This is a genomic window from Sulfitobacter sp. UBA1132 (assembly GCF_002311545.1).
Taxonomy (GTDB): Bacteria; Pseudomonadota; Alphaproteobacteria; order Rhodobacterales; family Rhodobacteraceae; genus Sulfitobacter; species Sulfitobacter pontiacus.
This window is the reverse complement of the sequence record NZ_DCAN01000011.1, coordinates 94,226-115,765: the sequence shown is the minus strand read 5'-3', so window position 1 is coordinate 115,765 and position 21,540 is coordinate 94,226. Positions and strand designations below refer to the sequence as shown.

The 21,540-nt window shown below is 63.1% G+C and carries 19 protein-coding genes; 13 read left to right on the top strand and 6 right to left on the bottom strand.

Going from position 1 to position 21,540, the window contains the following annotated elements; translation table 11 throughout:
* Positions 1 to 35 precede the first annotated feature (35 nt).
* Entirely contained in the window at positions 36 to 1,166 is a 1,131-nt protein-coding gene (locus tag B4F27_RS08180) for a TRAP transporter substrate-binding protein (protein WP_037943698.1), read from the bottom strand.
* Between the two features lie 191 nt (positions 1,167 to 1,357).
* Here B4F27_RS08180 and B4F27_RS08175 point away from each other — a divergent pair, with 191 nt between their 5' ends.
* From B4F27_RS08175 to B4F27_RS08160, 4 genes are all read left to right on the top strand, one after another.
* On the top strand, positions 1,358 to 2,050 hold the full coding sequence (locus tag B4F27_RS08175) for a ZinT family metal-binding protein (protein WP_286759601.1): 693 nt from the start codon (positions 1,358 to 1,360) through the stop codon (positions 2,048 to 2,050).
* Between the two features lie 65 nt (positions 2,051 to 2,115).
* Entirely contained in the window at positions 2,116 to 2,421 is a 306-nt protein-coding gene (locus B4F27_RS08170) for a DUF6525 family protein (protein ID WP_243251513.1), read from the top strand.
* Positions 2,422 to 2,531: 110 nt separating this feature from the next.
* Complete coding sequence (locus B4F27_RS08165; RefSeq protein ID WP_286759391.1) at positions 2,532 to 3,482, top strand: class II glutamine amidotransferase; 951 nt, start codon at positions 2,532 to 2,534, stop codon at positions 3,480 to 3,482.
* A gap of 3 nt (positions 3,483 to 3,485) precedes the next feature.
* Positions 3,486 to 4,094, top strand: coding sequence for a poly-gamma-glutamate hydrolase family protein (locus B4F27_RS08160; RefSeq protein WP_286759390.1), 609 nt, complete (start codon positions 3,486 to 3,488; stop codon positions 4,092 to 4,094).
* Here the strand turns inward: B4F27_RS08160 and B4F27_RS08155 are convergent.
* Complete coding sequence (locus B4F27_RS08155) at positions 4,078 to 5,154, bottom strand: alpha/beta hydrolase (protein ID WP_286759389.1); 1,077 nt, start codon at positions 5,152 to 5,154, stop codon at positions 4,078 to 4,080. The genes B4F27_RS08160 and B4F27_RS08155 overlap by 17 nt on opposite strands.
* A 205-nt stretch (positions 5,155 to 5,359) precedes the next feature.
* Between B4F27_RS08155 and B4F27_RS08150 the strand changes: the two genes are divergently transcribed.
* From B4F27_RS08150 to B4F27_RS08135, 4 genes are all read left to right on the top strand, one after another.
* Positions 5,360 to 6,310, top strand: coding sequence for an asparaginase (locus B4F27_RS08150; protein ID WP_286759388.1), 951 nt, complete (start codon positions 5,360 to 5,362; stop codon positions 6,308 to 6,310).
* A gap of 161 nt (positions 6,311 to 6,471) precedes the next feature.
* On the top strand, positions 6,472 to 7,899 hold the full coding sequence (locus tag B4F27_RS08145) for an alanine/glycine:cation symporter family protein (protein ID WP_197145935.1): 1,428 nt from the start codon (positions 6,472 to 6,474) through the stop codon (positions 7,897 to 7,899).
* A gap of 163 nt (positions 7,900 to 8,062) precedes the next feature.
* Positions 8,063 to 9,220 (top strand): saccharopine dehydrogenase family protein, encoded by a 1,158-nt coding sequence (locus B4F27_RS08140; protein WP_286759387.1) that lies wholly within the window; start codon positions 8,063 to 8,065, stop codon positions 9,218 to 9,220.
* Between the two features lie 168 nt (positions 9,221 to 9,388).
* A complete protein-coding gene (locus tag B4F27_RS08135) occupies positions 9,389 to 10,471 on the top strand; it encodes an SMP-30/gluconolactonase/LRE family protein (RefSeq protein ID WP_286759386.1) in 1,083 nt (360 codons plus the stop codon).
* A gap of 35 nt (positions 10,472 to 10,506) precedes the next feature.
* Here B4F27_RS08135 and B4F27_RS08130 read toward each other — a convergent pair whose 3' ends face one another.
* Both B4F27_RS08130 and B4F27_RS08125 read right to left on the bottom strand, forming a co-directional pair.
* Complete coding sequence (locus B4F27_RS08130; protein ID WP_286759385.1) at positions 10,507 to 11,685, bottom strand: aromatic amino acid transaminase; 1,179 nt, start codon at positions 11,683 to 11,685, stop codon at positions 10,507 to 10,509.
* 5 nt (positions 11,686 to 11,690) lie between these two features.
* Positions 11,691 to 12,611, bottom strand: coding sequence for a DMT family transporter (locus tag B4F27_RS08125; protein ID WP_286759384.1), 921 nt, complete (start codon positions 12,609 to 12,611; stop codon positions 11,691 to 11,693).
* Positions 12,612 to 12,725: 114 nt separating this feature from the next.
* On the opposite strand from B4F27_RS08125, the gene B4F27_RS08120 reads away from it, so the two are divergent.
* Positions 12,726 to 13,184 (top strand): Lrp/AsnC family transcriptional regulator, encoded by a 459-nt coding sequence (locus tag B4F27_RS08120; RefSeq protein WP_037943687.1) that lies wholly within the window; start codon positions 12,726 to 12,728, stop codon positions 13,182 to 13,184.
* Positions 13,185 to 13,190: 6 nt separating this feature from the next.
* On the opposite strand, the gene B4F27_RS08115 is transcribed toward B4F27_RS08120, so the two are convergent.
* Positions 13,191 to 13,664 carry a MarR family winged helix-turn-helix transcriptional regulator gene (locus B4F27_RS08115; protein WP_286759383.1) on the bottom strand — a complete coding sequence of 158 codons (474 nt, stop codon included), beginning with the start codon at positions 13,662 to 13,664 and terminating at the stop codon, positions 13,191 to 13,193.
* 96 nt (positions 13,665 to 13,760) lie between these two features.
* Between B4F27_RS08115 and B4F27_RS08110 the strand changes: the two genes are divergently transcribed.
* From B4F27_RS08110 to B4F27_RS08095, 4 genes are all read left to right on the top strand, one after another.
* Positions 13,761 to 16,904 carry a 2Fe-2S iron-sulfur cluster-binding protein gene (locus B4F27_RS08110; RefSeq protein ID WP_286759382.1) on the top strand — a complete coding sequence of 1,048 codons (3,144 nt, stop codon included), beginning with the start codon at positions 13,761 to 13,763 and terminating at the stop codon, positions 16,902 to 16,904.
* A gap of 118 nt (positions 16,905 to 17,022) precedes the next feature.
* Entirely contained in the window at positions 17,023 to 18,078 is a 1,056-nt protein-coding gene (locus tag B4F27_RS08105) for a methionine ABC transporter ATP-binding protein (RefSeq protein WP_286759381.1), read from the top strand.
* Entirely contained in the window at positions 18,068 to 18,742 is a 675-nt protein-coding gene (locus B4F27_RS08100; protein ID WP_260005069.1) for a methionine ABC transporter permease, read from the top strand. Before B4F27_RS08105 ends, B4F27_RS08100 begins: the two co-directional genes overlap by 11 nt.
* A 52-nt stretch (positions 18,743 to 18,794) precedes the next feature.
* Positions 18,795 to 19,571 carry a MetQ/NlpA family ABC transporter substrate-binding protein gene (locus B4F27_RS08095; RefSeq protein WP_286759380.1) on the top strand — a complete coding sequence of 259 codons (777 nt, stop codon included), beginning with the start codon at positions 18,795 to 18,797 and terminating at the stop codon, positions 19,569 to 19,571.
* Positions 19,572 to 19,636: 65 nt separating this feature from the next.
* Here B4F27_RS08095 and B4F27_RS08090 read toward each other — a convergent pair whose 3' ends face one another.
* Positions 19,637 to 21,538, bottom strand: a complete 1,902-nt coding sequence (locus B4F27_RS08090; RefSeq protein WP_286759379.1) for a beta-galactosidase — start codon at positions 21,536 to 21,538, stop codon at positions 19,637 to 19,639.
* Positions 21,539 to 21,540: the final 2 nt, after the last annotated feature.

The window sequence follows — 21,540 nt, the reverse complement described above, 5'->3', positions numbered from 1 at the left end:
GGTGCCGGGGTTATGTACATTACCTGTCAGCGGGATCAGAGCTTGATCTTGCCAGGGAAGTAATGCTCGTAGGCCAGACCGTAGTCGGGCGAGTTCATCAGCTCGTAATACGACACACGGCTGACCCACTCGCGCTGGCTGTCGAGGGTCTTTTTCATGAACGGATCGGCTTCCAGCTCGGGGATCAGTTCGTCCCATGCCTTCAGCTGTGCGTCTAGAATCTCTTTCGAGGTGCGGCGCACGGTGACCCCTGCTTCATCCTGCAAGAACTGAAGATCCGCAGAATAGCGGTTCATCGCCTTGGCTGTGTTCGCGGTAGAGGCCGCTTCGACAGCATATTTCAGGATCGCCTGCAGATCCGGGTCCAGATCTTCAAGGAAGGTCCGCGAGAACAGGAACTCAAAGCTTTCGGACGCTTGGTGATAGGACGACAGATAGTAGTTCTTTGCCACGTCCTGCGCGCCAAAGTCCTTGTCCGACGAGGGGTTGTTGAATTCAAAGGCGTCGATCACGCCACGCTCCATCGCGGGCACGATTTCGCCGCCCGGCAACTGAGCGACGGACATGCCCAGCTTGGCCATCAGATCGGCCGCCAGACCCACGGTGCGATATTTGAACCCTTGAAGATCCTCGACCGAATTTACCTCTTCCTTGAACCAGCCAAAGGGCTGCGCAAACATCGGGAAACCCATATAGCCAACCACGTCGAGGCCCATGATGTCCTGTGTCAGCTCGTTATACAGCTCTTGGCCGCCGCCTTCGTAGAACCACGACAGCATGGTCGTTGCCGAGCCGCCGAAAACCGGACCTGTGCCGAACAGCGACGCGGCCTTGTTTTTGCCGTACCAATAGACAGGCACCGAATGCGCGGCATCGATCAAGCCGTCATTCACAGCGTCCAGCACCTGGAACGCCGCAACAACCGCGCCCGCAGGCAGCACATCGACCTTGACGCGCCCGCCCGACATTTCTTCGACGCGGGTGGCATAGTCGCGTGCGAAGTCCTGCCAGATGTTGGCGTCATTCCATGACGTTTGCATTTTGATAACCAATGGCGCTTGCGCCAGAACCGCCGGAGCCGCCAGCATGCTGCCAGCCGCAGCCCCACCAGCGACGGCCGATTTGGTCAAAAACGAACGTCGATTAATACTATTATTAGTCTTCATTTTGTTCTCCTCCCAGAGCGACTGCGCGGTCCTTTTTCAAGTTCCCTACCGGCAATCGTGTCCCGACCTTACTGCCTTGACTGATTTAATCAAGAATTCTGATCATTGTTTTCCGCGCAGATTGCCTTTAGGGAAATGGTTACGTTATAACATAACGAATCATTTCCCTACCGACCTGAATGGAGCCCATGATGACCCGCATCCACACCGCATTTCTTTCCGCTCTGGCCGCGACCTCTCTTGCCGCCACAGCCCTGCCCGCCCTTGCGGATCACGCCAAAGACAAGGCGCATGACCACGAAGCCCATGATCACAGCCACGACCATGACCACAAACACGACCACGGCGACGACGACATCTACAAAGGCTATTTCGACGATGCGCAGATCAAACCGCGCCCGCTGGCCGATTGGGAGGGCGACTGGCAGTCCGTCTACCCGCTGTTGCAAAGCGGTGATCTGGACGCGGTGATGGCGCATAAGGAGGCCAAGGGTGACAAAACCGCCGCGGAATACAAAGCCTATTACGCCACCGGCTATGCCACCGATGTCGACCGGATCGTATTCTCGGGCGATACCGCAACCTTCTACACGGGCGAGACATCGGTGCAGGGGCGGTATGAAAGCGATGGCTTCGAGGTGTTGACCTATGAAAAGGGTAATCGCGGTGTGCGCTATATCTTTGAAAAGGTCAGCGGCGACGCCGAGGCCCCGATGTTCTTCCAGTTCAGCGACCACAAGATCGCGCCCGCCAAGGCAGATCACTATCACCTATATTGGGGGGATGATCGCGCGGCCCTGCTGAAAGAGGTCACCAACTGGCCGACATATTACCCCGCGGCCCTCAGCCCCGCTGACATCTCTGCCGAGATGCAGGCGCACTGACATCCTGCGCCGCTGCCTGCCTTGACGGTGGCGGCGCACCCCTTGCTTCCAGCGACAAAAGTACCATGCCGAAAACCACCCTCCGCCAGCCCAACTGCCGCAGCAGCCTTGCCGCACGCCGTCGCACACAAGACCCGATGGCCGCCTATGACCGCTTGCCGCCGGAACTGCGCGGCTGGCTGGCCCAAGCGGCATTGCCTTGGTCCGCACGCTCTGCCCTGCGGGCGTGGCAGCGCGCCTTGCAGCGGTTCAGTGGCGATACGGATGCCGCAAAACAACACCTATCCCGCTGTGAGCGCAACACGCTGACCCGCGACCGTCTGCATATGCCGGACGCCCCTGCCACATGCGCAGGTGTCCGCCCCCTCTGATCCGCTGATCTGGCCTTTGACCCGCGCCGCCCTACCTGAGCTGACAGAATGATACGAGATGCCGCCGCTTGGTGGTGCCCGTGATCGACCCTTGATGTGATAGGAAAGCTATGTGCCGCGTTCTCGCCTATATCGGGCCTGAAATCCCGCTTGAAAGCCTGCTGATCAAGCCGGAAAACAGTCTGATCAACCAAAGCCTTGACCCCGAGCTGCACCCGAACCTGCAGCTGGCCGGATGGGGCTTCGGATTATGGAGCGCGCATCTGCTGAAGCCCGAGGAACCGCTGCTGTATCACCGCCCCATGGCCGCGTTCCACGATGACAACGCCCCCGGCATCATCCCCAGCCTACAGGCAAGCACCATGCTCGCCCATGTCCGCGCCGCGGCCTATGACGCCCGCAATGTGCTGGCGGACGAGAACTGCCACCCGTTCTCGTTCAAGGGCACCCCGTGGATCATCGCGCAAAACGGAGCCCTGCCCCATTGGCGGCTGCTGCAGCGCGAATTGCTGCCCCTGTGCAAAGACGATTTCCTGCGGCAGATGAAAGGCACGACGGACACGGAATTCTTCTACGTGCTGCTGCTGTCCCTGCTGGAAGGCGATAGCGATGACGACGTGCAGTCGGCGTTCGAGAAGCTGCTTGATGCCGTATTGCAGGCGATGCGCAAGCTGGACCTGATCGCCCTGACCAAGTTGAAGATCGCGCTGGTGTCCACCGATCGGATCATCGGCGTGAACTATGGGGCCGGGCACAAGGGCGAAACCGCGCCCGAAGGCGACTGGAAAGAGCTGCGCAAAGCCGGCCCCGGCACCGATGACTACGCCCTGTCGATGCTGCTTGAACCGATGTACCTGTTGATGGGCGAGAATTTCGAGGACTACGCCGACAGCTACAAGGTCGATGCCAGCCCCGAAGGGGAAGCGACCTCGGCCATTTTCGCGTCGGAGCCGTTGACCGAGGATGGGTCAGACTGGCTGCACATCCGCTTCGGAGAGATGGTGAGTCTGCGTCGCGGCGGCGGCAAGATCAGCAAGACGATCACCAAGCTGGACGTATAGACTATGGCCGACCGCTACCCCGATTTCGCCACGCTCGCCGCGGCGCATGAGCAGGACAGGGACTACCGTATCACCGTGCAGGATCGCGGCACGCGCGTTGTGGTCCTCGCGCCCCACGGAGGGAGCATTGAGCCCGAAACGGCAAGCATCGCGCGGGCTGTCGCCGGGGATGATCTGTCGTTCTATCTGTTCGAGGCGCTGCACGCCGGGGCGCATGGTGATTTCCACATCACCTCGCATCGGTTCGATGAACCTCGGGCGCTGGCGCTGGTGGCAGGGGCGGACACGTCGGTTGCTATTCACGGGCGCAAGGATGATGGCACCGACACGGTCTGGCTGGGTGGGCGCGACGAAACCCTGCGGGATGCTGTTGGCGACGCATTGCGCGCGGCGGGGTTCGGGGCCGCGCTGAATACGGCGCTGCCCGGCGTGCACCCCGGCAACATCTGCAACCGCACCCGCAGCGGCGCGGGCGTGCAGTTGGAACTGCCCCGATCCCTGCGCCGCAGCTTGGCAGAGGATGGCAGGATGATGGCGCGCTTTAGCACAGCGCTTCGGGCAGCAATTTCAGTGGCGGGCCTGGACGGCGACGGGACTACCCGCCGAGCTTGATGCTCACCGGTCCGACCGACAGGGATTGCGGAGCCAGCGCATCGGCATCTCGCAACCCCTTTATCAGCGCAATGGCAGAGGCCGAGGTGCCCGGCAGGAAGTGATTGCTGCCCGTGTCGGCGATGCCCGTCATATCCACCACGAAGACGCCAAGCCCTTCAAGCTGGTCCAGATCCTCTACCGATCCCAGACGCGCAGCCCCCCCTGACAAGCCCGACGACAGGCGCAGCAGCCGGTCGTTCTGCGCAATCGCCACGGTAAAGGGCTGTGGCAAATGGCCAAACGCATGGGCCTGCGCGTGGAACAGATCCATATCGATATCGGGCGAGATCAGCGTCGTCGCAGACAAACGATCCAGCAGGGTGCGGTCCCCGCTCAGCGCGATCTGGCGCAACGTCTCCATAATCAGCAGCCCGCCCATCGAATGCCCCACCAGCGACACGCGCACCCCGTCCTCGCGCAGCAGGCGCCGCAGCAAAGTCGCCAGCGCATCGCGGGCGATCAGCACGCTGTCGCGGTCATAGGTATATTCGAACGGGTTCGCTGCTGAGGACCACGAAAAGTGGATCTGCGGCCCCTTGAGTTCATAGTCCCACGCCACCTGCGCATGACGGTATGCGGCTTTGGCAAAGCCGTTGTTATAGCCATGCACAAAGACCACCGCCTCTTGCCCCGGTGTCGACGCGGCGCGGGCGGCGGTGACCAGCGCCTCCAGATCCGGCAAGGTCTCTGCCCCGGTGAGGGCGAAATGGCGGGCGGGGTCGGCCCGCGATCCGCGGCTGCGTTCGATCTGCCCGACCGCGTGGTTCGGCGGGATCGAGATGGCAAGCCGCGCGAAATCCAGCGTTTTGGCCCGCCCCGCCCCATAGGCGATCGGCGCAGGATCGGCGGTGCGTGTGGTCGCAACGAGCAGCTGTTGCACGCCTGCGCCCACATCCTCCCCTACACCTGCGCTGGCGTGGTCCGGATCAACGACAGAGAACCCGCCCTGCCCGCCACATCCGGCGACGGCACCGGCACTGGCAAGAGCGATAAAGTGGCGGCGTGTCGGTGTGCGCATCAGGGGGCCTTCCGGTCGTATCGGGCGTATATACGCGCCGCCGCACCCTGCCCGTCAAGCCGGATGTCACGTCATGGCGGCTTTGGCCCCATGCGCCGACGGTCAGCAGGCTTGACAGCGACGGGCGCTTCTGGTCCGCCTGCGGCAGTTTTTGCAGGGCTCCGGACGGGGCATATTGGGCGGCAATCAACACAAAGGGCGCAGCATGGCGACACTCTTGATCCACACGGGCGGCACGATCGGCATGGCCCAGACCCCCGACGGTTTCGCCCCTCGCGACGGGGTGGTCGAAGATGCGGTCGCAGCGCTGGTGGCCAGCGGCAAGATCACCGGAGAGGTCGACGTGCTGCGCCTTGATCCGCTGATCGATTCCGCGCTCGCCACGGCGCAGGATTGGGCGCGCATCGCGCAGACCATCCATCAGCATCGGGGCCGCTTTGACGGCTTCGTCGTGACCCACGGGACGGATACGCTGGCCTATACCGCCGCCGCCCTGTGCCTTGCGCTGCCCGGTCTGGCGCAGCCTGTGATCGTGACCGGCGCGATGCGACCGCTGACTGTGGCTGACACGGACGGCACGGCCAATCTGATCGATGCGCTTGCCGCAGCGCGTACCGCACCGGCGGGGGTCTGGGTGCAATTTGGCGGCAAACGGCTGCATGGCGGGCGGGTGCGCAAGGCCCATTCGCAAGCGCTGGACGCCTTCACCGCCGCGCCAACCGACAGGGAACCGCGTGTCACCGCCCCCGACCCGCAGCTCAGCCCCCTGCGCCCCCACGATGTTGCCCTTCTGACCGTCACCCCCGGTTTCAGCGCCGCCCTGCTGGATCATGCGGCGACCACCTGCGACGGGATCGTTCTGCGCTGCTTTGGCGCGGGCACGGTCCCCGACAGCCCCGCCCTGCGTGCCGCCTTGGGCAAGGCGCAAGGCAAGGGCGTTCCCGTGGTGGCCGTCAGCCAATGCGCCGAGGGCGGCATGCAGATCGGCACCTACGCCGCGGGCAAGGCGCTGCGCGACAGCGGGGTGGTCGACGGCGGCCAGATGACAGCCGAGGCGGCCTTCGTCAAAATCCACCTCGCGCTAAGCTGCTTTGCGGAGTTTGACGCGCAACACGCCTATCTGGCTGCGGATCAATGCGGAGAAATGGCCGATTAACGCGCGAAGGGCCAACCCGCTAGAGTTGAATTGCGAAATAACCTGTATAAGGATCAACGCACTAGACGTCGCACAGGGGCTGCGTGCTTCGCGCTGCGTCATTCGGCTTTACGCTTTGGCCAAGAACACCGTAAAACGCGGCAAAACAAAGGGACATGTATATGGAATTTCTACAAACGCTCTTCGGCTGGATCGGAGACTTCACCTGGGGATGGTCGCTGATCCCGATCCTCGTCATTTTCGGTATCTTCATCACCATTGCCACCGGTTTTGTGCAGATCGAATACTTTGGCCGCATGTTCCGCGTGCTGTCGAACAAGAACAACGCGGATGATTCCAACCAGATTTCAGCGCGCGAAGCCTTGCTGGTGTCGGTCGGTGGACGTGTCGGTGGCGGCAACATCGCGGGCGTCGCGGTTGCGATCACCCTTGGCGGCCCGGGTGCGGTCTTCTGGATGTGGGCCATCGCGTTGGTCGGTATGGCCACCAGCCTTGTCGAATGTTCGCTGGCACAGCTCTTCAAGCGCAAAGTCGGAGAGCACAGCTACCGCGGCGGCCCTGCAGCGGCCATCATCCACGGGTTGGGCAAGGAATACCGCTGGCTGGCAGTGATCTACGCGATCTGCCTGATTGCGGCCTTCGGTCTGGGCTTCAACGCGTTCCAGGGCAATACGGTTGCGGGGTCGATGCAGGACAGCTTTGGCATTGACCGTCTGTGGACCGGTATCGCGCTGGCGGTCATCTCGGGCTTTATCATCTTTGGCGGCATCCACCGCATTGCCAAAGTGTCGGACGTTGTCGTGCCGATCATGGCCATCGGCTATCTGGCAATGGCGCTGATCGTGATCCTGCTCAACATTACCAGCCTGCCCGGCGTGATCTATGACATCGTGACCAATGCCTTCGGCCTGCAAGAAGCCGTTGGTGGCGGTATGGGTGCTGCGGTTGCGCAAGGCCTGCGGCGCGGTCTGTTCTCGAACGAGGCGGGTCTGGGTTCTGCCCCGAACGTCGCGGCCACCGCCGAGGTGCGTCACCCCATCAGCCAGGGCATCACGCAGTCGTTTTCGGTCTTTATCGACACGATCATCATCTGCTCGTGCACGGCTTTCGTGATCCTGCTGGGCGATGTCTATGTCCCCGGTGCCGAAGGCATCGACGGCGTGGCGCTGACTCAGCAAAGCATGGTGTCGCATCTTGGCACATGGGTGCAGTATTTCCTGAGCGGCGCGATCCTGCTCTTCTCGTTCTCGTCGATCATCTACAACTACTATCTGGGTGAAAACGCGATGACGGTACTGACCAAGAGCCCCTTGGGCATTCTGGGTCTGCGGATCGCGATCATCGCGATTGTCTTCCTGGGTGCGACAGCACCCGCGGCGACTGCGGTGTTCTTCTTCTCGGATCCGATGATGGGTATCCTGGCGCTGGTCAACTTGCTGGCGATCATGATGCTCTTCCCCGTGGCCATGCGCCTGCTGCGCGACTTCCGTCGTCAGCTGAAGGCAGGCGTCGAACGCCCCGTGCTGAACCCGGACGATTATGCCGATCTGGATATCGACCGCGAAGCATGGAAGCTCCCGGCGGAGTGATCCGGACGCATCTTACCTGAATTCGAGACGGGCCGTAGCATCTGCTGCGGCCCGTTTCTTTTGCCCCCCGACGCAGCGTTCTGAAACTCGGCAATGGTCAATACCGTCTGCGCTGTCCCATAGTTGGCGCAAGGACATGCAACCAATCGGGGAGGAACGGCACATGGCTGAATTCGATATCATCATCTACGGCGCGACTGGGTTTACGGGGCGGCTGGTCGCGGAATACATCCACGCGACCTATCCGGACCGACCCTGGGCGATGGCAGGGCGCAGCGCGTCCAAGCTGGCGCAGGTGCGCGACGAGATGGGCCTGCCCGCCGACACCCCCCTGATCGAGGCCGATGCCTCTGACCCGGCCTCGCTTGACGCGATGGTCGCGCGGGCGCGGGTGATCATCACCACGGTCGGCCCCTATTTGCTGTATGGCGAGCCGCTGGTCGCAGCCTGTGTCAAGGCAGGCACCGATTACGTCGACCTGTCGGGCGAGCCGCCCTTCATGTGGGACATGATCGAAAAGTACAACGATGCCGCCAAGGCCAGCGGGGCCCGGATCGTACACTCCTGCGGCTTTGACAGCATCCCCTTCGATATGGGCGTCTATTTCCTGCAGCAAGAGGCACAAAAACGCTTTGGCGCGCCGCTGAAAGACGTCAAAGGACGCGTGCGCGGAATGAAGGGTACGTTTTCTGGCGGGACGGCGGCGTCGGGTAAAGAGACGATGAAGCTGGCCATGGGGGATCCCGATGTGATGAAGCGTCTGGTCTCGTCCTTCGCGCTGACACCGGGGTTTGAGGGGCCGACACAGCCTTACGGCAACAAGCCCTACGAAGACCCCGATTTCGGCATCTGGGTCGCCCCTTTCGTGATGGCGTCGATCAATACCAAGAACGTGCACCGGTCCAATATGCTGATGGGCCACCCCTACGGCACGGATTTCACCTATGAAGAAATGATGTTCACCGGCAAGGGCGAAAAAGGCGAGGCGATCGCCAAGAGCATCGCCAAGTCCAACCCTATGAGCGACGATGATATCAAACCCGGCGAAGGCCCGTCGAAAGAAGAACGCGACAACGGCAGCTATGACCTGATGTTCACCGGCACCTCCGCTGACAAAGAGCGGCTGACCGTTGGCGTCAAAGGCGACCGCGATCCGGGCTATGGCTCCACCTCCAAAATGCTGACCGAAGCGGCGCTTTGTCTGATCGAGGAAGCCGCCGACACCCCCGGCGGCGTGCTGACGGCGGCCCCTGCCTTTGGTGGTGCGATCATCGACCGGCTCACAGCCAATGCGGGGCTGACGTTCGAGGTAGAGAGCTAAGCAAAACCCCCTCGCGATCACCGCTATTGCGAGGGGGTACACGACCGCGCACGGGCCACGGCGGCTGACAGAAATCGCGCGGCGTAGCCTCTTGCACCTGCCAGAGGGATCAGCAACCCTACGCTGTGCGCCACTACTTTGGCGCGAGCTCTGGGGAGGAGATTACCGATGAAAAAACTATTTACACTACTGGGCATCGCCCTGCTGGCCTTGCTTGCCTATCTCGCGTTCTGGCCCGTATCCGTCGCCCCCGTCGCGTGGGAGGCCCCGCCGGATCAGGGCTACACCGGTGATTTCGCGGCCAACGACCGTTTGACCGCATTGAAGATCGTCGAGCTTGAGGGCCGCAGCGGGCCGGAGGATGCCGATATCGGCCCGGACGGGCTGGTACATGTCGCCACCCACGATGGTGAGATCCTGCGGATCGAAGAGAACGGGGCCATCACCGTTTTTGCGCAGACCGGGGGCCGCCCCCTTGGGATCGAATTTGACGACAGCGGCACGCTTTACGTCGCCGACGCCTATCGTGGCCTGCTGTCGGTGGACCGCGGCGGCAAGGTGACCCTGCTGGCCGAGACGACCAAGGACGGCAGCCCGATCCTTTACGCCGATGATGTGGATATCGCCGCCGATGGGAGCGTCTATTTCTCGGATGCCTCGACCCGCTTTGGTGCGCAGGAGAACGGCGGCACGCTGGCGGCGTCGGTGTTGGATCTGGTGGAGCATTCGTCGAACGGCCGCATTCTGAAATACGACCCCGCATCGGGCGAAACGACTGTCTTTGCCGACGGTCTGAACTTTGCCAACGGGGTGGCGGTGGATGACGCGAACAGCGCGGTATTTGTGGTCGAAACCGGCAGCTACCGCGTTTGGCGCTTCCCCATGGACGGCAGCGCAGGAACGGTGGTGCTGGAGAACCTGCCGGGATTTCCCGACAATATCAACAACGCCCCCGATGGCACATTCTGGGTCGGTCTGGTCAGCCCGCGCAACCCCGTCATGGATCAACTGGCAAACAGCCCCTTCCTGCGCCGCGTGATCATGCGCCTGCCCGACGCGATGAAACCCGCGCCGCTGCGCTATGGCTTTGTCCTGCGGATGGATGCCTCGGGCAAGGTGCTGGAAACGCTTCAGGATCCGTCAGGTGACTATGCGTTGACCACGGGTGCCGTGACCCTGCCCGACGGGCGCATTGCCGTGACCTCGCTGACAGAGCCGCGTCTGGGGATGCTCGACGCCGCTCCGCGCTAAGACCTACATACGCTGGCCCAAGGGACGGGCCAGTGTCACCCCTGTGACACATCCCGAAGCGCCGCCGCGACCTGTTCGATCTGCGTGCTGCGCAGACCGGCGATATTGATCCGACCGGTGGCCGTGCCATAGATCGCGTGGTCATGGCGCAAGCTCTCCATCTGGCCGGGCGCGAGGGGCAGCAGGGAAAACATCCCCTGATGGTGCCGCAGCGCCTGAAATGCGGGGGCCGCATCAATCGCGGCCAGCGCATCCGCCAACTGCTGCCGCAGCGATTGGACACGGGCGCGCATGCTGTTGAGCTCTTCCTCCCAGATGGTGTGGGTGTCAAAGACATGGCAGGCGACAGCGGCACCATGTTCGGGGGGCATCGAATAATTCGCGCGGGTCAATGTCTCTAGGTGGCGGCCCACATGGGCGATGGACGCCGCATCTGGCCCCAGCACCATCGCCGCCCCGATACGTTCGCAATATAGCCCCATGTTCTTGGACCCGCTTGCCGCAACCATCGCCACGGGCACCGCATCGACCATCACCCGCAGCCCCGCCGCATCTGCGTCAAGCCCGCGGCCAAAGCCCTGATAGGCAATGTCGATCAACGGGATCAGCCCCCGCGCCGCGCAAAATCGGGCCAGCGCATGCCACATATCCGCATCGGGATCGATGCCCGTGGGGTTGTGGCAGCAGCCGTGCAGCAGCACCACATCCCCCGGCTTCGCCGCTGCCAGATCCGCGAGCACGCGGTCAAGATCCAGCGCGTCGCCCTTGGCCTGCCAGCGATACAGCTGCAACGTCAGCCCGGCCCCCTCGAATATCGGACGGTGGTTCACATAGCCGGGGTCCGTGCTCCAGACCGTGGTGTCGGGGCGCAAGCTGGCCAGCATATCCCCCAGCACACGCAAGGCCCCTGTCCCGCCGACCGTCTGGATCACGTGGCTGCGCGCGATCCGCGCGGGCGCATCGCCCAAGACCAGCCGCGCCATGCCCGCGTTGAACACCGCATTGCCCGCCAAAGCGCGGTAGGTTTTCGGCGCACTGTCCTGCGCCAAGGCGCGCTCGGCCATGCGCACCGCCTTCATATTCGGCGTGGCCCCTTTGTCATCGCGGTAGACGCCGATGACCATGTCGATCTTGTGGCTGCGCGGATCGGCGCGAAAGGCAGAGGTCAGACCCCAGATCGGGTCTTCGGGAAGGGCGGCAAGCGCGTCGAGCATCGGGGTTACTCCTTGGGGCGGCTGGCCAGCATGACGCCGGCGCAAATGATGAGAACGGCCAAAATCGTGCCAAGCGTCAGGGCTTCGTGCAGCAGCGGCACAGCAAGCACCGCCGCAATCGCAGGGGCGAGCGACCCGATCGCGGCACATTTCGCGACACCAAGGCGGGCGATGGCGATGGCATAGGTCAGGCTCGAGACAAGGCCGACACCGACCCCTTGGGCAAGGATGAACGGCATCGCCTCGGCCAGTCGCACCTGCGTCAGGTTGCTGGGCAGAACCCCCGTGGCGAGCAGCGGCAGCAACACCAGCGTGGACGGCAGCGCCAGCACCAGCGCGCAACCAATCGGGTCCAACCCGCTGCCCCGCAGCCCCAGCGTATAGCACCCCCAGAGCAGGCTGGCCGATAGCAGCAGCGCCACGCCGGTCAAACTGCCTGCCGCCAAATTGCCCGAGGCCCCGATCAGCGCCGCCACCCCCACAAGGATGATCCCGAGCGGCAGCAGCACCGCGGGGCGTTGGCGGTAGACCACCCACGTCAGAACAGCCACCGACACCGGTGTCGTTCCGGCAATCAACGCCCCCACATGCGTGGCCGAGGTCTGCGCACCGCCCATAGCCGCGAGCCAAAAGAACGGTAGCCCCGCCCCCGCCGCGATCATCAACCAGCGCCGCGCGGGCAACTGCCTTAACACGGCGATACGTTTTGGCAGGAAGGGCAAAAAGAACAGCGCCGGAATACCCGACCGGATCAGCGCCACATCGCCAAACGTCAACTGCGCCCCGCTGGCAGCACGGGTGGACAGCGCGAACCCCGCCCAGACGAGCACGGTCACCGCAATCGCGAGATAGCCAACCAGGGGCCGAAGGGGGATCTGCCGCGGACCAAGTCCATGCGCGGCGGGCAGTGAGGGGGAGCTGAGCATATTCGTCCTGCGCGTTGTATCTGCGCTGTTTTACGCTGTATCCACGGGCAGATGCTTGCTAATGATTGCGCAATAGTATCAATTTTGGGCATATCCTGCCCTTAGAGGGCCAAGATGGACAGTAAAGATCGCGAGATCATCAAAGCGCTGCAGCGTAACGGGCGGCTGACCAATCAAGATCTGGCAGCTCAGGTGAATCTGTCGCCCTCACCCTGTTTGCGGCGCACCCGCGCGCTTGAGGAAAAGGGCGTGATCAAGGGCTATACCGCGATTGTGGATGAACGCGCGTACGGGCTGCCCGTGACCGCGCTGGTGCGCATCCGGCTGAGCAGCCACACGGGCGACGTGGTAAAACTGTTTGAGAAGAAGGTGCACGAGACCGAACAGATCCTCGATTGCTATGTCATCACCGGCAGCGAGGATTATCTGTTGCGCGTGCTGGTCGAGGATCTGAAAAGCTACGAAGAATTCGTGCGCCACAAGCTGCACAATATCCCCGGCATCGCGTCGATTGATTCCAGCTTTGCCTATGGCGTGCTGAAGCAGTCGAACGTCTTTCCCGTGGTGACCTAAACCACCCTACGGATCGTCGAACCGGTCGTGTACCCCTTCAAGCAGCGTATCCAGCGCGGATAGGAAATGCGCCGCCGCTTGGGGGTCGAGCTTGTCCAGAAACCGCGCCTGATGCGCGTCGACCAGCACCCGCGCCCGCGCGAGTAGGTCTTGCCCCGCCTCGGTCAGCGTGATCGCACGGGCGCGCCCGTCGCCTTCTGTCAGGTTCTGCACCAGCCAACCTTTGTCGCGCATCTGCTTGAACGTCCGCGACGCCGTGGGGCGGGTGATGCCGATATTCTCGGCGATACCGGAGGGCGCGGTGATGCCTTCCAGCGCGATACTGGCCAAAACGCACCATTCCAACCGTGTCAGCCCTAGCTGCGAAAGCTCTGCGTCCAGACTGGCACGCATGACCGCGGCCAGCCGCGACACGCGAAAGCCCAGCCTGTCGTGCAGACGATAGGAGGCAGGGGCAGAGGTGTTCTCGGGTCCGGTCATAAAGCATGAATACTTCATTTTTGCCGCACCGCTACTGTTTGCTTGCAAAATAGTTGATCTAAGACAACTATAGCACCGAATTAAGAGGCAATACCCATGACCCCACGGCTGCGTTCCCGCAAAAACCGCCCCATCCATATGGGTGCCTATCCGACTGAAAAGCTACGGCGGGCAGAGGATGTTGCAGGTCGCGTGCCGGCCTTCACCCCCTTGGGGGTGACGGGGGACGCGCGTCCGCTGGCACACGCCACACGGGATCACCGCGCCATGCTGGATGCGATCCGCGAGGGTCTGGTAAACAATGCCTTGGCCGAGATCCCCGCCGATCTGACCGAGCGGGCGCAGCACCTCAAGGCGTTTGCCCATTTCAACGATGCGACGATGGTGGGGATTTGCAAACTTGCCCCCGACCACCATCTGGCACAGCCCCTGCGCAACGCGGATGTCGCGCGGCTGGCGCAGGATTTGCAGACGCGTCAGGTCAAAACGCTCGCCTCTGGTGTGGATGCGATCATGGCCGACCTGCGCGACTCCGTCACCGCACCCGAGACGGATATCGCAGGCCATACCCATGCGCTGGTGCTGCTTGTCGCGCATCCCCGCGCGGTCGAGCAGGATGAACCCGGTGCGACATGGATCGCAGGGATGGAGGATCACCGGTCGTCCCTACTGGCCGCGGAATCGGCGGCGGTATTGTCGAATTACATCCGCCTGCTGGGGCGTCCGGCGCGCGGGCACACGATGACGGCAAGCGATGTGGACCTGAACCAGCTGGCGGTCGCGGCGGGTCTGGCGCTGCCTCAAGACGGTCAGCTGACCGCTCCTTTTGTTGGCACGCGCTTTTCGCTGGCCGCCGTCACCATGGCGATGGATCTGGCCTGTGATCGCCCTCTAGCCGCCGCTGCCCTGCCCCGCACAGCGCCCGCCTATGCAACGCGACGCTTTGTCGATGGCGCGCAGCCTTTCGAAAAGCTTAAACGCGTGGACAGCCCCACGACCTATATGGACGAACCGCGCATCCCGCGCCTACCCAAACGCACCGATATGTTCAGCCGAGCGCTGTTCGGGGACATGGGCAAAAAGCTGCAAGACGGGGCCACCGGCGGGCGCTATATCCGCAAGACGCCAACCTCTATGGCGCAGCGGCGCGCGCTTGGGGCCTTTGGCCTGCTGCAAGACGGACAAGCTGCCGAAACGCAAACCGCCCTGGCCCCGCAACAGGCGGCAGAGATGGTCAAGGCGGTTGCCTATTTCCTGGGGGCCGATGCCGTGGGGGTCAGCCGTTGTCCCGATTGGGCATGGTACAGCCATGACGCCACCGGCACCGCGATCGACCCGCCCCATGATCAGGCGATCAGCCTCGTTATCGATCAGGGTTTCGACACGATGGAGGGGGCCTCGGGCGATGACTGGATCAGCGTGGCGCAATCCATGCGCGCCTATCTGCGGTTCAGCCTTGTGGGCGGCGTGCTGGCGCAGTTGATCCGCGATCTGGGGTATCCGGCCAAGGCGCATACGGTGATGGATGGCGATGTGCTGCAACCCCCGCTGCTGCTGCTGTCGGGCTTGGGTGAGGTCAGCCGCATCGGCGAAGTGATCCTGAACCCCTATCTTGGCCCACGTCTGAAATCGGGCGCGGTGACGACCACCCTGCCGATGACCCATGACAAGCCGATCGACTTCGGCCTGCAGAAATTCTGCGAAAGCTGCCAGAAATGCGCGCGGGAATGTCCCTCGGGGGCGATCACGGCGGGGCCGAAGCTGATGTTCAACGGCTACGAGATCTGGAAATCCGACAGCCAGAAATGCGCCACCTACCGGATCACGACCGAGGGCGGCGCCATGTGCGGGCGCTGCATGAAGACCTGCCCCTGGAACCTTGAGGGGATCTTGGCCGACAGCGTGTGGCGCTGGACCGCGATGAAACTGCCCGCCACCGCGCCAGCGCTGGCCAAGCTCGACGATCTGCTGGACCGTGGCGACATCAACCCCGTCAAGAAATGGTGGTGGGATCTGGAGGTGCAGGACGACGGCGGCTACCGCCCCACGGACAAGCCGGTGAACACCCGCGGCTTACAAAAAGACCTGAAGCTGCGCGCGACGGACCAGACGCTGGCCGTCTACCCTGCGCCGCTTGCCCCGCATCCCTACCCCTACCCCGACCCGATGGACCGCGAGGCCGGCATTCGCGCCTATGGCGCGATGATCCCCGCCGACACACACCGCGCGCGTGTCGCAAGCGGAGACACGCAAGGGCTGGTCCCTGCGCTCAAGCCCTTGGCGGATAGTCCGGTATTGCCGCTGACCGTCACCCGCGCGGATGTGCTGAGCGACGGCATCACGCGCTATGAACTGCGCGATCCCGACGGGGCCGATCTGCCCCTGTGGCAGGCAGGGGCGCATCTGGATGTGGTGATCGCGCCCGAATACCTGCGCCAGTATTCCATGTGCGGCGATCCCTCGGACCGGTCGCGCTATGTCATTGCCGTCCAGCGCGAGGATCAGGGCCGCGGCGGCAGCGCCCTGATGCACCGTATCTTCACGCAGGGGCGCAAGATTTTCGCCGCCCGCCCGATCAACCATTTCCCCCTGACCGAAGACGCCCCCTTCAGCGTGTTGATGGGCGGTGGCATCGGTATCACCCCGATGATCGCCATGGCGCACCGCCTGCATCAGTTGGGCCGCGACTTCGCGCTGCATTATTCAGCCCGCACCGCCGCTGATCTGGCTTTTGCGGCCGAGATCGCTGCCGCCCCCTGGGCCGCCCACGCCGTGCTGCACGTCAGCGATCAGGGCAGTCGGGCAGAGTTTGACACGATCCTGTCAGGCCATCCTGCGGGCAGTCACGCCTACGCCTGCGGCACCCCCGCCTATATGGAGGCCGCAATGACCGCCGCCGCCCGCGCGGGCTTGGCCGAGGATCAGTGTCACATCGAATATTTCGCCGTCCCCGAAGCCCCCCCGCGCGAGAACCACAGCTTTACGGTCCATCTGGCCAAGACCGGCAAAGACATCCACGTCCCCGCCGACCGCAGCCTGTCGGATATGCTGACAGAGGCAGGCGTGCCCGTGGATGTGAAATGCGCCGACGGGATCTGCGGGGTTTGCGCTTGCGGGCTGGTCGAGGGTGACGCCGATCACCGCGATTATGTGCTGTCACAGGCGCAGCGTGAAACCACGTTGATCACCTGCCAGTCGCGCGCGGCGGCAGCGGGTGGGCATCTGGTGCTGGACCTGTGAAAACCTAGCGTTCAGCACATCGGTAAAGTCAGGGCGGGTATGCGAAAACTGCGCTTGCAATACCCCCTGCCTTTCTGTCTACGGGCGCCACCGCAACCGACCGCAGGCTGGACCGATCATGACAGAACCCAACGGCGCTTCGATCACGTTCGAGAACGTGGGCAAAGCCTATTCCAAATCCGGCGGCACGACTGTCACGGCGCTTGAAGGCGTTTCTTTGGCGATGGAGCCGGGATCAATCACCGGCATCATCGGACGGTCGGGGGCTGGCAAATCGACGCTGCTGCGCATGGTCAACGGGATTGAGCGACCGACGGCGGGCTCGGTTCTGGTGGGCGGGCAGAATGTGGGGGCTGCAAAAGGGTCCAAGCTGCGTGCGATCCGCCGCGATGTGGGGATGATTTTTCAGCACTTTAACCTGCTGGCCTCGCGCAGCGTGGCGGGCAACATCGCCCTACCGCTGGAAATCGCCGGTGTGCCGTCCTCGCAAATCAAACCCCGTGTGGCCGACCTGATCGAACGGGTCGGACTAAGCGCGCACGCCACACGCTATCCGGCAGAGCTGTCGGGCGGGCAAAAGCAACGCGTCGGCATCGCGCGGGCACTGGCCACCGGCCCCAAAGTGCTGCTGTCGGACGAGGCGACATCCGCGCTGGACCCTGAAACGACGCAAACGGTGCTGTCGCTGCTCAAGGACATCAACCGCGACCTGGGGCTGACCATCCTGCTGATCACCCACGAGATGGCCGTGGTCCGTGACATCGCGAGCCACGTCGCCGTGATCGACGCGGGCCGCATCGTCGAACATGGCGAAACCTACGATATTTTCACCGCGCCTCAGCATGCGACCACACGGTCTTTCCTGTCGGGGGTGACCGGCGTCACCCTGCCCGCTTTTGTCAAGGACCGTCTGCTCCCAAACGCCCCCGCGCAGGGCGGCGAAGAGGTGATCCGCGTGACCTTTGCGGGCCAGCACGCCACCGACCCGATGCTGGCGCGGCTGACGCAGGACATGGGCATTCCGGTCAATATCCTTGCCGGTGCGGTCGAGGAAATCGGCACCCGCCCCTTCGGCAACCTGCTGGTATCGCTGCCTGTGACCAAGGCCGCAGAGGCGCGTTCATTTTTGGAAAGCCACGGGCTTATGACGGAGGTGCTTGGCTATGTCGGCTAACCTTATCAACCTACTGATCGAGGCCACGGGCCAGACGCTTTATATGGTCGCCATCTCGGCGCTGCTCGGGACGCTGCTTGGCCTGCCCTTGGGGCTGTTTCTGGCGACCTCGCAGCGCGGTGAGCTGCTGTCGGCACCGTGGATCAACAAGGTGCTCGGGCTGGTGGTCAATGCCACGCGGTCGGTGCCGTTCATCATTCTGGTGGTCGCGATCATCCCCTTCACGCGGATGGTTGCGGGCACGTCGATCGGCACGACAGCCGCGATTGTGCCATTGACGATTGCCACCGTGCCCTTCATCGCGCGCCTGGTGGAAAACGCCATCCGCGAGGTTGATTCCGGCCTGATCGAGGCGGCGCGCGCCATGGGCGCGACCCCGTTGCAGATCATCCGCAAGGTGCTGCTGCCCGAAGCGCTGCCCGGCATCACGCTTGGCCTCACCCTCGCCATCGTGAGCCTGATCGGCTATTCCGCCATGGTCGGCGCCGTGGGCGGCGAAGGCCTTGGCGATCTGGGCATTCGCTATGGGTATCAACGGTTTATGCCCGACGTTATGGCTGTTGTCGTGATCATCCTCATCGTCTTGGTGCAGCTTGTGCAATCGATCGGCGAACGCATCGCAGCCGCTGTCGACAAACGCGCCACCAAAAGCGGCGGGCAATAGCGCCCGTCTCCTCCTCCTCCCAATTTCGTTTCCCAGTTAAAGGAGCATATACATGCTACGCATTGCGACCCTGACCTCTACCCTCGCGCTTATGGCGACATCGCTGATGGCCGAGCAGATCAAAGTCGGCGTTTCCCCCGGCGAGCACGCCGAGATCATGGAAGAGGTCGCCCGTGTGGCCGAACCGATGGGCCTTGAGATCGACGTTGTCGAATTCTCTGACTATGTGGTGCCGAACCAGGCGCTGGCCGATGGCGACATCGAGGCGAACTCCTTCCAGCACGTGCCTTACCTTGAGGCACAGATGAAAGACCGTGGCTTTGCGCTGGCGGTTGTGGGCAACACGATCACCACGCCGATGGGCATCTATTCGGACAAGATCACCGAAATCGCCGAACTTGAAGAAGGCGCGACCTTTGGCATCCCGAACGACCCCACCAACGGCGGGCGCGCGTTGCTGGTGCTGCAACAGCTTGGCATGATCAAGGTCGACCCTGCTGCAGGTCTGGTGCCCACCGTTCTGGACATCACCGAGAACCCCAAAGACCTGTCGTTCAAAGAACTTGACGCGGCGCAGCTGCCCCGTTCGCTGGCCGATCTGGATGCGGCGCTGATCAACACCAACTACGCCATCGCCTCGGGTCTTAGCCCCAAGGAAGATTCCATCGCGATGGAAAGCGCCGACAACCCCTATGTGAACGTGATTGTTGTGCAAGAGGGCAAGGAAGACGCGCCTTGGGTCAAGACCCTGCTAGAGGCGTATCACTCGGACGAAATCAAAGCTTTCATCGACGAAAGCTACCACGGGACAGTCATTACATCGTGGTAAAATGACGCGCCGGATACCGCCAATGATAGGGCGGTATCCGGTATCTTGGGGTGCGCCCCCCGTGGTCAGACCGGCACACGCAGAACACCTGCGGCAGGCAGTTCGACACCGTGGCAGGCCACTTTTGTATCTGAATAATTGAACCAGAACCGTTCGCCCCCCGTCGTGCGGGTACGTACCCCTTCGGGCATCGGCAGCAGGTCAATCCCTGCCTCGCCGCACAGACCGCTGATGAATTGGTCGAGCGTGTCCTCATCCAGCCAGCCCCCCAGATAGATCTGCTGCCCGTCGCGCATGGCAACCGGCTCTGCGTCAGTGGTCTGCAAGATCACCTCTGCCGTGCCGTCCAGCACATCACGGTAGCGGATCACTTTCCCACCGCCCTCCAGCGGTACGGAGATGTCATGGCGCAGGCTTTCGACCTGCGTGACCGTCACGTCCAACCCGTCGATTGCGGGGGGCAGCGGCACGGGGATCGCCATCTCGGACGTGCGCGCGCCGCTGCGGGGGCCATAGACGACCGTCGCCGCGCTGCGCGCCAGCGCCTGTTTCAGAGCGTCCGGCATGTGCATCACCCCCGGTGCCATCACCAGCCCGTAGCCGTCAAAATCGCGGCAGGTGGCGGGCAGGATATCGACCGACAACCCCTGACGCCGCAGCGCCTTGTAGGTGTGAAAGACCAACCCGAAATAGCTTAGATCCGCACCATGGGGCTGGGTCGCCCATGCGAAATCCGCGTCATAGTCGAACAGCAGCGCGACCGGTGCCTGCGCGGGCTGCACATCCGGAGCCTTGGCCATCTCTGCGCCGACCTGCCGGACCTCCGCCATCGCGAAGGCGTCGGCACTGTCGGGGCGCAGCAAGCCGGCGTGCAGTTGCTCTTGGGCGAAAGGGGCCTGTCGCCAGCGGAAATAGCACACCGCTTCGGCCCCGTGGGCGAAGGCTTCCCATGTCCACAGACGCACCATACCGGCCAGTGGCACAGGGTTGTGCGGGGCCCAGTTCACCGGCCCCGGCTGCTGTTCCATCACCCACCAGCGTCCCTTGCCCACGGCGCGGTAAAGATCGTGGTGGAACGCCTGAAAGTCGGGGTCGCCCTGCCGCGCATAGCGGTGCTGCTGCGCCGCATCCGCGCCCACCCGATCCTCGAGAAAGCCCAGCGGGTAGCTGTCCCATGTGGCGATATCAAGATTTTCACCCACTGCGAAATGGTCAAAGTCGGTGATCCGGCCCATGTAGTTATGGCTCACGGGGGCGGCGCTGTGCTGGCGGATCACGTCAAGCTGAAGCCGGTTGAATGCCACCACCTGATCCGAGCTGAACCGCCGGAACGCCAGACGATGCGCAGGGTTGGCTTCGGTCACGGTCAGATTGGGCGGGTCGATGTCGTCGAAACTGTCGTAGTCCATCGACCAGAACGTATTCCCCCACGCGGCATTCAGCGCGGCGGGGGTACCGTAGCGTTTTGCCAGCCAGCCCCGAAAAGCATGGGCTGCCGCATCACCATAAGAGATCACCGTGTCGTGGCAGCCGTATTCATTGTCGATCTGCCACGCCGCCACATGGGGGTTCGCGCCATAGCGTTTGGCCATCAACGTGGCAATCGTGACGCATTCCTTCTGATAGCCTTCGTGGCTGAAACAGTAGTGCCTGCGCGACCCGAACTTGCGCGGACGCCCTTCAATATCCACGGCAAGCATGTCGGGGTGGCGTTTCAGCATCCAGCGGGGCGGGGTGGCGGTGGGGGTGCCCAGCACAACCCGCAGACCGGCGGCCCCTAAAACCTCGATCGCGCGGTCCAGCCACGCCCAGTCATACTGGCCGGGTTGCGGCTCTAGTTTGCTCCATGAAAACTCGCCGATGCGCACCCATGTCAGGCCCGCTTCGACCATGCGGCGGGCGTCGGTTTGCCACATCTCTTCGGGCCATTGTTCAGGGTAATAGCAGGTCCCTAGGGTTCGTTTCATCA

Excerpts from the sequence above, each read along its gene's own strand:
- B4F27_RS08180 (WP_037943698.1), bottom strand. The coding sequence starts at position 1,166 with ATGAAGACTAATAATAGTATTAATCGACGTTCGTTTTTGACCAAATCG.
- B4F27_RS08175 (WP_286759601.1), top strand. The coding sequence starts at position 1,358 with ATGACCCGCATCCACACCGCATTTCTTTCCGCTCTGGCCGCGACCTCT.
- B4F27_RS08170 (WP_243251513.1), top strand. The coding sequence starts at position 2,116 with ATGCCGAAAACCACCCTCCGCCAGCCCAACTGCCGCAGCAGCCTTGCC.
- B4F27_RS08165 (WP_286759391.1), top strand. The coding sequence starts at position 2,532 with ATGTGCCGCGTTCTCGCCTATATCGGGCCTGAAATCCCGCTTGAAAGC.
- B4F27_RS08160 (WP_286759390.1), top strand. The coding sequence starts at position 3,486 with ATGGCCGACCGCTACCCCGATTTCGCCACGCTCGCCGCGGCGCATGAG.
- B4F27_RS08155 (WP_286759389.1), bottom strand. The coding sequence starts at position 5,154 with ATGCGCACACCGACACGCCGCCACTTTATCGCTCTTGCCAGTGCCGGT.
- B4F27_RS08150 (WP_286759388.1), top strand. The coding sequence starts at position 5,360 with ATGGCGACACTCTTGATCCACACGGGCGGCACGATCGGCATGGCCCAG.
- B4F27_RS08145 (WP_197145935.1), top strand. The coding sequence starts at position 6,472 with ATGGAATTTCTACAAACGCTCTTCGGCTGGATCGGAGACTTCACCTGG.
- B4F27_RS08140 (WP_286759387.1), top strand. The coding sequence starts at position 8,063 with ATGGCTGAATTCGATATCATCATCTACGGCGCGACTGGGTTTACGGGG.
- B4F27_RS08135 (WP_286759386.1), top strand. The coding sequence starts at position 9,389 with ATGAAAAAACTATTTACACTACTGGGCATCGCCCTGCTGGCCTTGCTT.
- B4F27_RS08130 (WP_286759385.1), bottom strand. The coding sequence starts at position 11,685 with ATGCTCGACGCGCTTGCCGCCCTTCCCGAAGACCCGATCTGGGGTCTG.
- B4F27_RS08125 (WP_286759384.1), bottom strand. The coding sequence starts at position 12,611 with ATGCTCAGCTCCCCCTCACTGCCCGCCGCGCATGGACTTGGTCCGCGG.
- B4F27_RS08120 (WP_037943687.1), top strand. The coding sequence starts at position 12,726 with ATGGACAGTAAAGATCGCGAGATCATCAAAGCGCTGCAGCGTAACGGG.
- B4F27_RS08115 (WP_286759383.1), bottom strand. The coding sequence starts at position 13,664 with ATGACCGGACCCGAGAACACCTCTGCCCCTGCCTCCTATCGTCTGCAC.
- B4F27_RS08110 (WP_286759382.1), top strand. The coding sequence starts at position 13,761 with ATGACCCCACGGCTGCGTTCCCGCAAAAACCGCCCCATCCATATGGGT.
- B4F27_RS08105 (WP_286759381.1), top strand. The coding sequence starts at position 17,023 with ATGACAGAACCCAACGGCGCTTCGATCACGTTCGAGAACGTGGGCAAA.
- B4F27_RS08100 (WP_260005069.1), top strand. The coding sequence starts at position 18,068 with ATGTCGGCTAACCTTATCAACCTACTGATCGAGGCCACGGGCCAGACG.
- B4F27_RS08095 (WP_286759380.1), top strand. The coding sequence starts at position 18,795 with ATGCTACGCATTGCGACCCTGACCTCTACCCTCGCGCTTATGGCGACA.
- B4F27_RS08090 (WP_286759379.1), bottom strand. The coding sequence starts at position 21,538 with ATGAAACGAACCCTAGGGACCTGCTATTACCCTGAACAATGGCCCGAA.